At 69.6% G+C, this 14,471-nt stretch carries 14 protein-coding genes; 7 read left to right on the forward strand and 7 right to left on the reverse strand.

The features are described 5' to 3' along the window. A complete protein-coding gene (locus HG543_RS11830) occupies window positions 1-711 on the reverse strand; it encodes an AHH domain-containing protein (protein ID WP_246356944.1) in 711 nt (236 codons plus the stop codon). 260 nt (window positions 712-971) lie between these two features. Between HG543_RS11830 and HG543_RS11835 the strand changes: the two genes are divergently transcribed. Then, a complete protein-coding gene (locus HG543_RS11835; RefSeq protein WP_169344829.1) occupies window positions 972-2,165 on the forward strand; it encodes a macrolide family glycosyltransferase in 1,194 nt (397 codons plus the stop codon). 86 nt (window positions 2,166-2,251) lie between these two features. On the opposite strand, the gene HG543_RS11840 is transcribed toward HG543_RS11835, so the two are convergent. Continuing rightward, window positions 2,252-2,839 carry a hypothetical protein gene (locus HG543_RS11840; protein WP_169344830.1) on the reverse strand — a complete coding sequence of 196 codons (588 nt, stop codon included), beginning with the start codon at window positions 2,837-2,839 and terminating at the stop codon, window positions 2,252-2,254. Window positions 2,840-2,940: 101 nt separating this feature from the next. After that, window positions 2,941-3,789, reverse strand: coding sequence for a DUF6782 family putative metallopeptidase (locus HG543_RS11845; protein WP_169344831.1), 849 nt, complete (start codon window positions 3,787-3,789; stop codon window positions 2,941-2,943). 843 nt (window positions 3,790-4,632) lie between these two features. Here HG543_RS11845 and HG543_RS11850 point away from each other — a divergent pair. Beyond that, window positions 4,633-5,244 carry a hypothetical protein gene (locus HG543_RS11850; RefSeq protein WP_169344832.1) on the forward strand — a complete coding sequence of 204 codons (612 nt, stop codon included), beginning with the start codon at window positions 4,633-4,635 and terminating at the stop codon, window positions 5,242-5,244. Between the two features lie 48 nt (window positions 5,245-5,292). On the opposite strand, the gene HG543_RS11855 is transcribed toward HG543_RS11850, so the two are convergent. After that, window positions 5,293-6,477, reverse strand: a complete 1,185-nt coding sequence (locus tag HG543_RS11855; protein ID WP_169344841.1) for an iron-containing alcohol dehydrogenase — start codon at window positions 6,475-6,477, stop codon at window positions 5,293-5,295. 23 nt (window positions 6,478-6,500) lie between these two features. Further along, entirely contained in the window at window positions 6,501-7,964 is a 1,464-nt protein-coding gene (locus HG543_RS11860) for a glutamine synthetase family protein (RefSeq protein ID WP_169344833.1), read from the reverse strand. A gap of 121 nt (window positions 7,965-8,085) precedes the next feature. Here HG543_RS11860 and HG543_RS11865 point away from each other — a divergent pair, with 121 nt between their 5' ends. The 5 genes from HG543_RS11865 to HG543_RS11885 all read left to right on the forward strand — a co-directional run bounded on the left by HG543_RS11865 (window position 8,086) and on the right by HG543_RS11885 (window position 12,122). Next, the gene (locus HG543_RS11865) at window positions 8,086-8,841 is read left to right on the forward strand and encodes a glutamine amidotransferase (RefSeq protein ID WP_169344834.1); all 756 of its coding nucleotides are present in this window, start codon (window positions 8,086-8,088) and stop codon (window positions 8,839-8,841) included. 17 nt (window positions 8,842-8,858) lie between these two features. Continuing rightward, complete coding sequence (locus HG543_RS11870) at window positions 8,859-9,398, forward strand: hypothetical protein (protein WP_211193872.1); 540 nt, start codon at window positions 8,859-8,861, stop codon at window positions 9,396-9,398. A 102-nt stretch (window positions 9,399-9,500) separates the two neighbouring features. After that, window positions 9,501-10,304: a lipase family alpha/beta hydrolase gene (locus HG543_RS11875; RefSeq protein ID WP_169344835.1), complete on the forward strand. Its 804-nt coding sequence runs from the start codon at window positions 9,501-9,503 to the stop codon at window positions 10,302-10,304. A 15-nt stretch (window positions 10,305-10,319) separates the two neighbouring features. Next, window positions 10,320-10,778, forward strand: a complete 459-nt coding sequence (locus tag HG543_RS11880; RefSeq protein WP_169344836.1) for a hypothetical protein — start codon at window positions 10,320-10,322, stop codon at window positions 10,776-10,778. A gap of 135 nt (window positions 10,779-10,913) precedes the next feature. Then, window positions 10,914-12,122, forward strand: coding sequence for an AI-2E family transporter (locus HG543_RS11885; RefSeq protein ID WP_169344837.1), 1,209 nt, complete (start codon window positions 10,914-10,916; stop codon window positions 12,120-12,122). A 15-nt stretch (window positions 12,123-12,137) separates the two neighbouring features. Here HG543_RS11885 and HG543_RS11890 read toward each other — a convergent pair whose 3' ends face one another. Then, window positions 12,138-12,455 carry a hypothetical protein gene (locus HG543_RS11890; RefSeq protein ID WP_169344838.1) on the reverse strand — a complete coding sequence of 106 codons (318 nt, stop codon included), beginning with the start codon at window positions 12,453-12,455 and terminating at the stop codon, window positions 12,138-12,140. 20 nt (window positions 12,456-12,475) lie between these two features. Then, on the reverse strand, window positions 12,476-14,086 hold the full coding sequence (gene rho / locus HG543_RS11895) for a transcription termination factor Rho (protein ID WP_211193873.1): 1,611 nt from the start codon (window positions 14,084-14,086) through the stop codon (window positions 12,476-12,478). Window positions 14,087-14,471: the final 385 nt, after the last annotated feature.

Raw genomic sequence — 14,471 nt, forward strand, 5'->3', positions numbered from 1 at the left:
CTACCTCCCTACCTGGAGCGCCTTTCGCTCCAGCGGCTTTCGGGTGGTTGCGTGCCTCACGCCGTGCCTGCGTCCACGTGGACAGTCACGTGAGGACTTCTCGGGGATGTGCTGCTCACCTCCGCAGCCGGCACCTCCCTCCCGGTAGTCGAGCCCATCCCTGGAGAGTGTCCATACGAAGCGCTCTACCTTCCGGAGAATCCGCTCACTGACTGCGTCCAGCTGTTCCGTCAGCGACGTTGGCTCAGTGCAGAAAGCGCCCCTCTCCACCCGCGCCTTCACTTCATCCAGCACGGCCATGACCGCTTTCGGATACGCCATGTTCACGTCGTGGGCCCAGCCTCCAGCGTGGTTGCCACGATGGACGGGGACGTGGAGCTCGCAAGCGACCTCCATCCGGGATGGCAGCATGACACCATTCTCCCGGCGGTTGATGTCGTAGCCGAACTCACGGCAGTACTTCGCCCAGTCCTCGTCGTCCGCCATGGCCTCGGAGCAGATGAGATGGTGCGCGGCGATGGACCAGCGTCCCGTGTACCAGTCGTGCGACTCCGGCTCTCGCCCCTCCAGGATGGCCTCGCTGAGCCAGACCGAGTTGCCGTTGTGACTCCCCCACTCAGCCGCGAACGGATGCGCCTGCTTCCCGCAGTACTCACAGGGAGGCTTCTTCGGGGGCTTGGGCCCGTCTCCCGGTCCGGACTGGAGGAACATGACGCGGCGACCGCGGATGATGACGGGCATGGAGGAAGCAGAGCCCATGCCCGCGGCCCCCTGAACCGTCCGATAGGGCGCTCAACAATGGGATTCCCGACAGGGACGGTTTCAGGCCCTGCTCAGTCCCTGGTCCGGAGGCAGCCCGGGTGCATTGGGCGCGCGGTGCGTCTCGTCTTGACTCCCCGGGCGCAGGAAGCCAATGTCAGGACATGGCGAGACGGAACGTCTCGTCTCCTACCAACCCATAGGAGAACCCCATGCCCCGACGCGCCCATATCGCCATGGTCAGCATTCCCGCCCACGGTCACGTGAACCCGAACCTGGAGGTCATCCGGGAGCTGGTCGCCCGCGGCCATCGCGTCACCTACGCCAATGACGCCGCGTTCGCCGACGTCATCCGCGACACGGGCGCCGAGCTGGTGCCGTACACCTCCACCCTTCCGCGAGAGGGCGTCGAGGCCTGGCCCGAGGACACCATCTCCCAGCTCGACGTGTTCCTCGACGACTCGCGCGCGATGCTGCCGCAGCTCCGCGCCGCCTATGAGAAGGACCGCCCCGACCTCTTCCTCTACGACATCGCCGGCTACGCGGCGCGCATCCTCGCGGAGAACTGGGAGCGGCCCGCCATCCAGCTCTCCCCCACCTTCGTCGCCTGGGAGGGCTACGCCCAGGACATGGCCCCCATGGTGGACGCCCTGAAAGCAGACCCACGCGGCGTCGAGCACTACCGGCGCTTCTCCGCCTGGCTCGCCGACAACCGCGTCTCCGAGACGGACTCCATGCTCTTCGTCGGGCTACCCCGCCGCTCGCTCGTGCTCATCCCGCGCGCCCTGCAACCCAATGCGGACCGCGTGGACCGCTCGCGCTTCACCTTCGTCGGGCCCTGCTTCGGAGACCGCTCGCACCAGGGCACCTGGAAGCGCCCCGCTGGCGCGGAGAAGGTGCTGCTCATCTCCCTCGGCTCAGCGTTCACCAAGCAGCCCGCCTTCTACCGCGCCTGTCTGGCCGCTTTCGGCGACCTGCCGGGCTGGCACGTGGTGCTGCAGATCGGCAAGCACGTGGCTCCCGAGGAGCTCGGCCCGCTACCGCGCAACGTCGAGGTGCACCCGTGGGTGCCGCAGCTCTCCGTGCTGGAGCAGGCCAACGCCTTCATCACCCATGCGGGCATGGGTGGCACGCAGGAGGGCCTCTACTGCGGCCTGCCCATGATTGCCGTGCCGCAGGCCGCCGACCAGTACGCCAACGCGGACCGCCTCGTCGAGCTGGGCATCGGCATCCGCCTCGACACCGAGCAGGCCACGCCCGAAGCACTTCGCTCCGCCCTGCTGAGACTCACCACCGACGCCAGCGTGGCGGCGAAGCTCGCCGCCATCCGCAAGGAGGTACGCGAAGAAGGAGGCGCCGCGCGGGCCGCCGACCTCATCGAGGCCGAGCTGCCACCGCCTCGGTAGAGATCAACGAGAAGCAGCAGAAATCACTCGGGCGGCCGACCTCGCCGACGCGAAGCCGAGCCGCCCGTGCGACAGCCAGAACGCCGTCAGCGCACGACGGGAACCGGCATCCCCTCGACCACGACCTGCTGCTTGAGCGGCTGCACGCGGCCGCTCTTGCGCACCTGGAACGTGGTCTCCACGAGCTGGCTGCCCATCAGCACGGTGGCCACGGCCTCGAAGCCCTCGGCGCCCTGGGAGACCTTGACGGGGTGGAGCTTCGCGACGGCGTCCGCCTTCTTCGCGCCGAGCGCCGCGTCGGTGTTCGTCGCCGGCAGCCAGACGAGGTCCCCCGCGCCCTCCACCACCTTGTGCTTGCCGCCCTCGGTATTCGCCACGAAGAACTTCACGTACTCGGCGACCTGCGAGGCCTCCAGCGCGAGCCCCTCGTCCTGGTTGATCTTGTAGATGGACTGCGGGTCGCCCGCCGTGAGGTTGACGACGTGCGTGCCGTCATCCGCGTACCGGAACTGGAGCGCCCGGTGCGGCAGCCGCACCTCCGCCCTCAGCAGCTTGAACCGCTTGTAGAAGCTCAGCGGCTGCGAGGTGAAGGTCGTCGGTTGCCGGCTCATCGTGTCCGCATGCACCGGGTCGACCTGGGCGATGCGCTGCAGCGTCTGGGCGTCGGCATTCACCTTCGATTCCTCCTGGGGCCCGGCCTTCGGGGGCCGGGCACTATCACAGTGGAGCGTGGTCAGTGCCAGCGCGGCGGTCAGAAGCACCCGGCGCATCAGGGCTACGGATGGGCGCTGTCCCATGCCGAGCCGTAATACTCGGGGTAGGTCTGGCCGTTGGTGCTGGTCACCACCTTGCCCGTCTTGAAGCCATCCAGGACGGCATCGTACCCCGCCTTCTCACCAATGGCACGCAGCTGCTCGTCCGTCAGGTCGGGGTCCTTCTTCTTCGCGTCCTTCACGGCCTGCTTGTAGGCGTCGTTGTACTCCTTCTCCAGCGGGAAGGAGGCGGTCACGTTCTTGCCGTTGGCCACCAGCTCGTTCTTGGCCTTGATGCTGTCGACGGTGCCGCGCACTTCCTCGTCCAGCATCTTCTGGACGTAGTCGCCGCGCGTGTCGTTGACGATGTCGGCCTTCGGGCCGTCGATGCTCGCCTTGGCGTGGTTGACTTCGTGGACGAGCGTGAGCGCCGCTTCCTGGGGGTCCTGGCTGCGGTCGATGACGATCTTGTTGCCGTCCCAATACGAGCCACCGCCGTCGGCGAACTCCACCGGAATCTTCTTGTCCTCGAGGTACTTCACGGCCGCCGCGCCCGTCGGCGAGTCCGCGAGGATGTCCTTCACGTCCTTGAGCTTCTGCGCGTCCTTCGCCGCCTGGACGACCTTCTGGACGACCTCGCCCACGCCTCCACCGACGCCCCCCGCGCCGCCGCCACCACCACCGAAGATGCCCTCGATGCCGTCCTTCACCTTCTCGAAGGCGTCCTTGAAGAAGTCGCCCACCGGTCCGGGCTGGCTGGCCTTGTTGGTGCTCTCGGCCGCCGCGGGGCGGGGGCTCACGGGCGCCTGCGGAGCCCGCGTCTCGGTCGTCTGCGCCGGGCGACCGCCGCGGCCAATTCCGTCAATGCCCATGGTTGCTCTCCCCAAAAAGAATCAACTCCACGTCCTATTTTCGTCGAAGGCCTCCCCGGGGTTGCGTCCGCGCCTACCTGCCCCCAGGTGGGAGACGCGGCCGTGAGGGAAAAGCCCAGCCTTCTCAGGGGCTTTGCGGGGCCCCCGCGCCGGAAAGGCCCTCGCGGACACCCCGTGGAACGTGGGAAACCCCAAGCGCCATGCGATCATCCCTCCTGCTCTGCACCCTCCTGTTGTCCCTTGGCTGCGCCCGCTCCCTGGAGCCCACCGGACGGACACCGGACGCGGCGCCAGAAGCGGAGCGCGGCACGTCCGGGGCCGGGTCGACGCACGATGCGGCCACCGCTGACGCGACACGGCACGCCGGAGCGACGGAGCCGGAGCGTCCCGACGGAGCCCCGTCACGGCACGACGCGCCGGAGGCCCCTCCGCGCTCCGAATCACGCGATGCGGGGCCTCGGGCGGAAGCCTCCCCCCGCGTGGAAGTGCGCGACGCGGGGCGTCAGGACGAGGCCGCCGCGGAGTGCCGGAGCGACAATGACTGTACTCTCACGCTCGTGCCGGAAGGGGACTGTTGCCCGCGCCTGTGCGTGGGGCGCGCGGTGCCCGTCGCGGAGCATTTGAAGCTCGACGCGCGCCAGCGCGCATGCGAGGAGCGCGGCAGGGCCTGTCCGGACCCTGTCTGCGCGCGGCCGCGCACCCGTCCCGTGGCGATGTGCACTGGCGGGCGTTGCACGACGCGAATGCTGCCATTGGAGGAGCGCTGACCTCCCAGAGGTCCAGGGCTCCGAAGTACGCTGGCCACGCAGACGGTGGTTCTTCCACGCCCCTCGGGAGGGACACATGAAGCGCTGGAGTGTGGTGATGGCAGCGGTCGCGCTGTGTGCGGGCTGTGAAGGCAACAAGAAGGAGGACCGGCCCACGCGTGCGCAGCTGCGCAGGACGGGGCCGGCCACGGTGGAGGTCGTCCCCACGGACGGACAGCTCCCCTACTGCATGCTCTACACGGTGTCCGAGAAGGGCGTCATCCGGCAGCTCACGCTGACGCGGGAGAACCGCTCCATCCGGTGCGACCCCAAAAAGCCCGTGGCCAACACGAGCTTCCGCATCCCCGTCCAGGAGGGGAAGGTGCGGATGTACATCTTCTTCTCCGACGACCGCATCCCCGCGGGTCCGGTGGCACAGCAGCTCTACGACTTGCGCGGCCAGGACCGCATCAACGCCATGGACCTGCGCCTGCCCGGACGCGTGTTCGTGGAGACGCTGGAGTTCACCCCCGAGGAGTCCTCTCCGCCCGTGACGGGTGGCGTGGTCGGCGCGGGAGGCGAGCTCGTCGACGGCGGCACCAGCGGCGGCGCCAACGGCAATGGCAACGCGGCGCCCGGCACGGGCGTCCCGGTGCTCGCGGATGGTGGAACCCTGGGCGGTCCGGCCGCCACCGAAGAGGCGCCCTGAAGCACGCCGGGGGAGGCACTCACCTCCCCCGAGCACCGGTCCGCGTCGTCAGAAGGCCTCGCGGACCATGGCCAGCAGGTCGGCCTCGGTCACCTTGCGCGGGTTGCTCAGGTGCGAGGCGTCCTGGAAGGCCTTGTCGGCAATCCTGGGCAGGTCCTTCTCCTGCACGCCCGCGTCGCGCAGGCGCGCGGGGATGCCGATGGCGGCGTTGAGCCGGCGCACGCGGTCGATGGCGTTGCTCGCGAGCACCTCCTCACGCGCGTTGGACGTGTCACCCATGGCCACGGCCACGCGGGCCAGCCGCGCCGTGCAGACCGCGCGGTTGAACTCCATCACCACCGGCAGGACGATGGCGTTGGACAGGCCGTGGTGCACGTTGGAGACCGGCGTGAGCGCGTGCGCCAGCGCGTGACAGGCCCCCAGTCCCTTCTGGAAGGCCATGGCGCCCTCCATGGCCGCCACCATCATGTCCGTGCGCGCGGCCAGGTTCGTCCCCTCGCGCACCGCCGTCACCAGCGAGCGTCCCACGCGGTGGATGCCGTCGATGGCCACCGCGTCCGCCAGCGGGTGGAAGCCATTGGCCAGGTACGCCTCCAGGCAGTGCGTGAAGGCATCCATGCCCGTGGCGGCGGTGACGCCGGGAGGCAGCCCCAGCGTCAGCTCCGGGTCGCAGATGGCCGCCTTCGGCAGCAGGTACGGGCTGAAGATGACCGTCTTGCGGCCCGTGTCCTCCAGCGTCACCACGCCCGAGCGCCCCACCTCGGAGCCGGTGCCGGCGGTGGTGGGAATGGCGATGAGCGGCGGCAGGTCGTCGCGCACGTACTGGTCGCCGCCCTTCGCGTCGTCATAGTGGCTGAGCGGCGGCTCGTGCGTGGTGAGCAACTGCACCAGCTTGCCCGCGTCCAGCGCGCTGCCGCCGCCCAGGGCGACGATGCCGTCGCAGTTCGCCTTCCGGTACGCCTCCAGGCCGGCGAAGACGTCGCGCTCGGTGGGGTTGGGCTCCACGCGGTCGAAGACGGCGCACTCCAGGCCGGCGGCCTTCATCACCTCCAGCACCCGCGAGGCCAGTCCCGCCTTCACCACGCCCGCGTCCGTCACCAGCAGCGGGCGCTTCATGTTCAGGCGCTGCGCCTGCGCGGGCAGCCGCTGCAGGGCCCCGGCGCCGAAGACGATGCGCGTGGGCCAGGCCATCTCGGTGACACGCGGCTCGGTGGGGATGTCGAACGGCTTCATCTCGGACTCCTCTGTCGGGCTCATCAGATGAGCTCCAGGTAGCGCTCCAGCTCCCAGTTGGTGACGGCGCGCTCGTACTGGCGCACCTCCCACTCGCGCGTGCGCACGAAGTGGTCCACGAAGCCCTCGCCCAGCAGCTCCCGCGCGCGCTCGCTGTTCTTGAGCAGCGCCACCGCTTCCTTCAGGTTGCGCGGCAGCGGCCGGGCCTGGGCCTGCGCGTACGCGTTGGCGTTGCAGGGCGCGGGCGGCTCCACCTCGTTCTCGATGCCCCACAGGCCCGCGGCCAGGCTCACCGCCATGCCGATGTACGCGTTCATGTCCGCGGCGAGCTGCCGGTATTCGATGCGCATCGCCTTGGCGTTCTCGCCGATGACGCGGATGGCGGTGGTGCGGTTCTCCAGGCCCCACGTCGCGGTGGTGGGCGCCCAGGTGTTCTCCACGCTGCGCTTGTAGCTGTTGATGGTGGGCCAGTAGAGCGCCGTCAGCTCCGGCATCAGCTCGAGCTGCCCGCCGATGTAGTGGCGCATGAGCCGGCTCATGCCGTGGGGCTCGCCCTCCTCGTGGAAGAGGTTGTGCTCGCCCTTCAGGTCCCACAGCGACTGGTGCACGTGCCCCGAGCAGCCCGGCAGCTTCGCGTTCACCTTGGCCATGAAGCACGCGGTGAGGCCGTGACGCGCGCAGATCTCCTTCACCACCGTCTTGAAGAGCGCCGCCTTGTCCGCCGCCTTCTCGAGGTCGTCGTAGCGGATGGCGGCCTCGAAGACACCGGGGCCCGTCTCCGTGTGGAAGCCCTCGATGTTCAGCCCCATGCCGTTGCACCCGTCGATGAGCGCGTGCACCAGCGGCGCGTTGAGCGAGGTGCGCAGCCACGAGTAGCCGAACATGCCCGGCGTCAGCGGCGTCAGCTCCTGGAAGCCCTTCTCCTTCAGGCTGTGCGGCTGCTCCTTGAAGATGAAGAACTCGTACTCCGCGCCGAAGCGCGGCAGGTAGCCCAGCTCACGCGCGCGCGCGCCCACCTTCTGGAGCAGCTGCCGGGGGCTGGCCTCGTAGGGCGTGCCGTCCGGGTTGACGAAGTCCAGGATGAAGGCCGCCGTGTCCGGCTCCCAGGGAATGATGCGCCCGGTGGACGTGTCCACCTTCGCGTGCGCGTCCGGGTAGCCCGTGTGCCAGCCCGTCACCTTCGTGTTGTCCAGGAGCTCGTCGCCGAGGTCCCACCCGAAGACGACGTCACAGAAGCCGAGGCCGCCCTTGGCCGCGCTGAGGAACTTGTCGAGGGAGATGTACTTGCCACGCCAGACGCCATCGACGTCCATCGCGGCCACCTTCACCTTCTTCACACCCTTCTCGTCCAGCCACCGGCGCAGGGTGTCCGACCCATCGGAGTCGCGAGGAGAGGCACCACCCCGCGTGGTCTCGCGCTCCTTGGCTCGAGCCCTGCGGGCCATGGCGGGATGGGTGAGGACCTTCGCCTTGGAACGGGTCGGCATGGGTTCCTTCCTTGCTGGCCGCCGAGGGTGGCGGACGTGCCATCGATGCGCAGCTTGAGCCCACTCGGTGAGTGGTCAGGAGCGGACACGCGTGGCACGAGACGTTAGGAACGAGGCACGGATGCGGCAACCTGCGGCGGTGAAGAACGTCCTCTTGCTGAAAGCCGGCGACGCGGCCCTCCCGGTGCGCCTCTCCGTGGGCGACTACGAGTCGTGGTTTCTGCAAACCATTGGACTGTCCAACTACCGATTCGACATCCTCCACGTGCACCGCGACGCCCCGCTGCCGGCCAGCGCGGACGGGTACGACGCGGTGATGATGACGGGCTCGCCCGCCTCGGTGACGCAGCCGGCGCCGTGGATGGAGCGCGCCGCGGACTTCATGGTGGAGGCGGGCGAGCGGGGCACACCCGTGCTCGGCGTGTGCTTCGGCCAGCAGCTATTGGCCCATGCGTACGGGGGCCGTGTGACACGCAACCCCCAGGGCCGGGAGATAGGCACCGTGGAGGTGGCGCTCACCAACGAGGGCCGCGAGGACCCGCTCTTCGACGGGCTGTCCGAGCGCTTCGCCGTACAGGCCACCCACGAGGACATCGTCTCCCAGGTCCCCGAGGGCGCGCGCGTGCTGGCCGGAAACGCCAACACGTCCGCCCAGGCGCTGGCCTTCCGGCCGAACGTGCGCGGCGTGCAGTTCCACCCCGAGGTGACTCCGGACGCCATGCGCGCCCTCATCCTCGCGCGCCAGGAGGGGCTGGAGCAGGACGCCGTCGCGCGCGGTGTCGCTCCGGGTGAGCGCGTGCCCCGGCTGCTCGCGGGCTTGTTGCCCACTCCCGCCGGCCCGCGAATCCTGGTGAACTTCCTCGAGCGCTTCACCTGACCCGCCCGAGGCCCCACTTGCCGCGTCCCGCACCGTCGATTCTCTTCCTCGCCAGCTTCGTCCTCCTCGCCTCCGCCTGCTCGGATGGAGACCTGTGCGCCCAGGCCCCGCGCTGCGATGACTCGGAGGCCATCAACTGCGAGACGGGCTGCACCGTGGGCCCCTGCTCCACCGGCCCCACCGTGCAGGAGTGCAACGAGGGCACCTCCTGCACCGTCATCCCGGGAGACCGCGAGGACGCGCGCTTCTACCGCTCCCGCGCGGTGTGCGCGAAGTCGCTGAGCGCCTGCGACCCCGCGGCCGCGCCCCCGCCCGTGTGCGAGGGCGAGCGCTTCGTCACCGGCTGCAGCGCCTACCGCCGCGACATCCGCGTCCCGTGCTCCCAGGCGGGGCTGTACTTCGCCCAGGTGCCGGCGTGCTGCCGGGGCGGCGCGGCGGATGGCGGCGCGGACGCGGGCACGGCGGATGGTGGCTCGGATGCAGGCACCCCGGACGCGGGGACGGGAGATGGTGGGATTCCCGACGCTGGCGGCACCCGAGCCGACGCGGGACGTTGAGCAATCCGCGTTGGGCCCGGCCACCGTCGAGGGCAGGCCAGCGGGCGAGCGGCGCGCTCCCTATCCTGGTCGCATGGGGCGCCACGAGCGCCGGGGTGCGACATGAATCCTCTCGTCCTGCGTTACCGCCGGTGGAAGCGGCAGCTCCGCGACCTCGCCGGCTACGTGCACCTGGACCCGAACGCCAACAGCATCGTCCGGCGGACGGACTTCACGAACTGCCCCAAGCCGGTGCTGCTGCTGTACGGCTTCTTCAGCACCCGGCGCGTCTTCGAGGTGCTGGAGCACCGGCTGCGGCGTGACGGGTACTGCGTCTGGTCCATCCACCTGGGCGGGACGCTGGACCGCTTCAACACCTACGGCATCGACGTGCTGGCCCAGAAGGTGCGCGAGAAGGTGGAGCGACTCTACGCGCGCTACCCCGGCATGGGGCCGCTCACCATCATCGGCCACTCGAAGGGCGGCCTCATCGGCAGCTACTACGTGAAGCGCCTGGGCGGGGACCAGCGGGTGCGCAGCCTGGTGACGCTGGGCACGCCGCACCGGGGCTCGCGGATGGCGTACCTGGGGTGCGCGACGCTGGGCTGGTTCAGCCGCAGCATGTGGCAATTGACGCCCATGTCCCCCTTCATCAAGTCACTGCGCACCGGGGCCTTCCCGCGCGACGTGCGCCTGGTGTCCATCTACTCGCGGGACGACGGGGTGACGCCCTTCCCCTCCGCCCGGGTGGAGGTGGAGGGCCAGCCCAACGTCTTCAACGTCGAGGTGTCCGGCGTGGGGCACGGCGAGCTGCTCACCCGCCGGGCGGTCTACGAGGTCGTCCGCCGCGAGCTGGCCCTGGGCTACGGCGAGCCCGCGCCCCCGCCGGTGCTGCGCGCGCTGTCGCTGCCCGGCGCCTCGCCTTGAGATAGAGAGAAGGCCATGCCGTCGCGCTGGGACCACCTCTTCGACCTCAAGCCCGTCACCCTGCTGGACCACCTCCTGGAGGAGGTGGCGAAGCTCTTGGCCAAGGACCTCCAGCAGTGGCCGCCGCCGGTGCAGGAGCTGGACCTGGACACCGGTGGCGCCTTCGCGCCCCTCTTCACGGAGCCGCGCCCCCGCCCCTCCCCCGCCGTCTACACCGAGGCGCTGCGGCTGACGCGCTGGGAGCTGGAGCACGACACGGACGCGTACGACGACTACATGCGCAACAAGCGCTACCTGGAGCGCGGCCTGGCCCCGGAGGACCGGATGCCGCTGCTGTTCCTCAGCCGCTGGCTCACCGAGCAGATGACGGGCCTGGGCGAGGCCACCGAGGGGCGCGTCAAGCGCAAGCACATGCGCGAGTGCCTGGACCGGCTGGAGTCGAAGCTGCGCCTCTTCGTGGTGCCCGGCGCCTGAGCCTGCCCGCCTGGCGGCCCGGCGCTGTCCCAGCGGACGATTATCGTCCAGCCACCACCGGATGATGGCGGGCCGCGCGGGCCCGCCCGCCCGCACTTGTCACGGCGTGGGCACTGCCATAAGCCACACGCCACCATGCTGCAGCCCCTGGACTCCTCCTCCGCGACCTCCACCCCGGCCGAACGACGCAGGCGCCTGCTCCTGCTGGGGGGACTGTGGCTGTCCATCGTGGTGGCGCTGATCGCCCTCCGCTCGGTGGTGATGCCCTTCGCGGGGGCCGCGCTCATCGCCTACCTCGTGCAGCCGCTGGTGGCGCGCATCACCCGCGTGAAGGTGGCCGGCCGGCCCGTGCCGCGCTGGGTGGCCATCCTCCTCATCTACGCCGGCTTCTTCGTGGGCGTGTACCTCTTCTTCGTCGCGCTGGTGCCGCAGCTCTACCGGGAGATGGCGCGCGTCAGCCGGGACGCGGTGGCCTTCGCCAACACGCTCACCCCGGAGCACGTGCAGGAACTGGCGCAGCGCGCGGAGACGTGGCTCAGCACGCGCGGCATCCCCGTGGCCCTGTCCAACCGCGCGCTGGAAGGCGCCGACGCCGCGGCCCAGAACGGGCAGTTCAGCCTCGCCGTGGACCTGGAGCAGCTGCTGGGTGACGCGGCGAAGCGCGCCTCGTCGCTGGTGCAGGAGAACCTGGGCGACATCGTCAACGTGTCGCGCCGCATCGTCGCCGGGGTGGCCGCCGGCGTCTTCATGCTCTTCTTCGTGCTGATGGTGGGCGCGTTCTTCTCCATCGACGCGCAGGCCATCCGCCGCTACTTCGGCACGCTGGTTCCCCCCGAGTACGCCCACGACGCGCGCCAGCTCGTCGAGCGCATCGACCGCTCGCTGTCCGGCGTCGTGCGCGGCCAGGTCACCATCTGCATCGTCAACGGGGGGCTCACCTTCCTCGGGCTGATGCTGTTCGGCGTGAAGTTCGCCTTCCTGCTGGCCACCATCGCCACGCTCTTCAGCCTCATCCCCATCTTCGGCACCATCCTCAGCTCGGTGCCCATCGTCCTCATCGCGCTGGCGGACGGCTTCCAGAAGGCGCTGGCCATCCTCGCGTGGATTATCGGCATCCACGCGGTGGAGGCGTACTTCCTCAATCCCAAAATCATGGGACAGGCGGCGCACCTGCACCCCGTCATCGTCGCCTTCTCCCTCATCGCCGGGGAGCGGCTCTACGGACTGGTGGGCGCGCTCTTCGCCGTCCCCGTCGCCGCCATCCTCGTGGCGTGCTTCGACTACGCGCGCCTCAAGGCGCAGCCACGGCCCGTGGAGGCCGCGGCGCCCGAGACGGCGCGCTGAGGACTGAAGCCGCCGTCACTGACAGGCAGCGGCGCAGCGCGAGTCGCGGCAGATGGGGATGCAGCGGCCGCACTCGATGGAGCCCGCGGGGCAGCTCCCGGTGCAGCTGACGCCTCCGCAGCGCGGGCCATCCGCCTCGTGGGTGACGGCGGTGCCGAGGCCACAGCAGGCGTCGGCCACGCAGTCGTCATCCACGTAACAGGTCCGCTGGGAGAGCACCGGTGGCTGTTCGTCCACCGGTGGCTCCAGGGCGCCCACGTCGCATCCCGCCAATCCTCCGAATGTCATCCCGACGACAAGGGACAGCAGACGGACGAAGCTGGGTCGGCGCATGGGCGCTCCTTTCCCGGTGCCTACCGGTTCATCGAGCCGAGGAAGTCGGCGTTCGAAGGCGTCGGACGCATGTGCTTGAGCACAAATTCCATCGCGTCAATCGGCGTGAACGGGTGCAGCACCTGACGAAGGGCGGTGATGCGCACGAGGTCGGCCGGCGTCAAGAGCAGCTCCTCCTTGCGCGTGCCGGACTTGTTGATGTCCAACGTCGGGAAGATGCGCTTCTCCATCAGCTTCCGGTCGAGGACGATTTCGGAGTTACCGGTGCCCTTGAACTCCTCGAAGATGACCTCGTCCATGCGGCTGCCGGTATCGATGAGCGCGGTGCCGATGATGGTCAGCGAGCCACCCTCCTCGATGTTGCGCGCGGCGCCGAAGAAGCGCTTGGGCTTGTGGAGCGCGTTGGCGTCCACGCCACCGGACAGAATCTTGCCGGAGGCGGGCACCACCGTGTTGTAGGCGCGCGCCAGACGGGTGATGGAGTCCAGGAGGATGCAGACGTCGTACTTCTGCTCGACGAGGCGCTTGGCCTTGTCGATGACCATCTCGGCCACCTGCACGTGGCGGGTGGCGGGCTCGTCGAAGGTGGAGGACACCACCTCGCCGCGCACGTTGCGCTCCATGTCCGTGACTTCCTCGGGGCGCTCGTCCACGAGCAGCACGATGAGGTAGACGTCCGGGTGGTTGCGGCTGATGGCGTGCGCGATGTTCTGCAGGAGCACCGTCTTGCCGGCCTTCGGCGGCGCCACGATGAGGCAGCGCTGGCCCAGGCCGATGGGGCAGAACATGTCGATGATGCGCGTGGTCATCTCCGACGACTCGTGCTCCAGCTTGAGCTTGCGCGTCGGATAGAGCGGCGTGAGGTTGTCGAACAGGATGCGCTCACGCGCCGCGTCCGACATGGGGTCCGCGAAGTTGACCTTGTCCACCTTCTGCAGCGCGAAGAAGCGCTCGCCCTCGCGGGGCTGGCGGATGGGGCCCGTCACCGTGTCGCCGGGGCGCAGGTTGAAGCGGCGCACCTGCGACGGGGACACGTAGATGTCGTCCGGGCTGGGCTGGTAGTCGCTGTCCGCGCTGCGCAGGAAGCCGAAGCCGTCGCTCAAGAGCTCCATCACGCCCTCGGCGTGGACCTCGAAGCGCTTGTCGGCGATGCCACCCAGCAGCGCGAAGATGAGGTCTTGCTTCTTGAGACCCTGGTAACCCTCGATGCCCACGTCGTGGGCCATGCGGGCCAGGTCGGTGATCTTCATCCGCTTCAGGTCGTTCAGCTTGATGACCTGCATCGGGGCGCCGTCGCGGGTGACTTCCGTGATGGCGGGGGCCTCGGGGGCCTCGGGCGCGGGCGTCAGGGTGGCGGCCGGCTGCTCCTCCTCGCCGGAGATGCGCGCCTCCTGGAGGTCATCGTCGCGCACGGGGCGGGAGATGGGCGTGAGCACCGGACGGGGCGGCTCGGCGGGCGCCTCGGGGGCCTCGCTGACGTCCTCCTCGCGGCGCGCGCGACGGGCGCGGGCGGGCTTCTCCGTTTCATCGCGGTCGGCCGTCTTCGCCGCGCGCTTGCGGCGAGGCTTCTCGTCGACCTCGACGATTTCGGGGGCGGCAACCTTCTCTCTCGAAGTACGGGCTTTGCGCATGTTGTAACGCTTGGGGAGGAACGGAGCGACCGAGGCGTCGGACGGGGGTCAGGCGGGGGAAATGTCCGCGGGGTCCTCGGAAGCACCTTCCAGGAGGACGGCTTCGCCGGAATCCCTGAACGGGACTGCGCGAGCGCGAGCCGGTTGGTTGGGAAGCGTTGGCGCCGGAGGAAGACCTGCGCCATGAACCGCGGGGGACGTTATTGACCCCCTCCGGGCGTGTCAAGGCATCCTTGCGTCCGGGGTCCGGTCACTTCTGATGGGCAACAAGGGAGCCGGGGCCACACATTTCCCCAGGCTCCCGGCACCCTTGCGCGACCCGCCGGGTCATCGCGCGCGGCTCCAACACGCCAACCCCCGCTCCTCTTCCCCACCGGCCTGCCCC

The organism is Pyxidicoccus fallax (genome assembly GCF_012933655.1).
GTDB lineage: Bacteria > Myxococcota > Myxococcia > Myxococcales > Myxococcaceae > Myxococcus > Myxococcus fallax.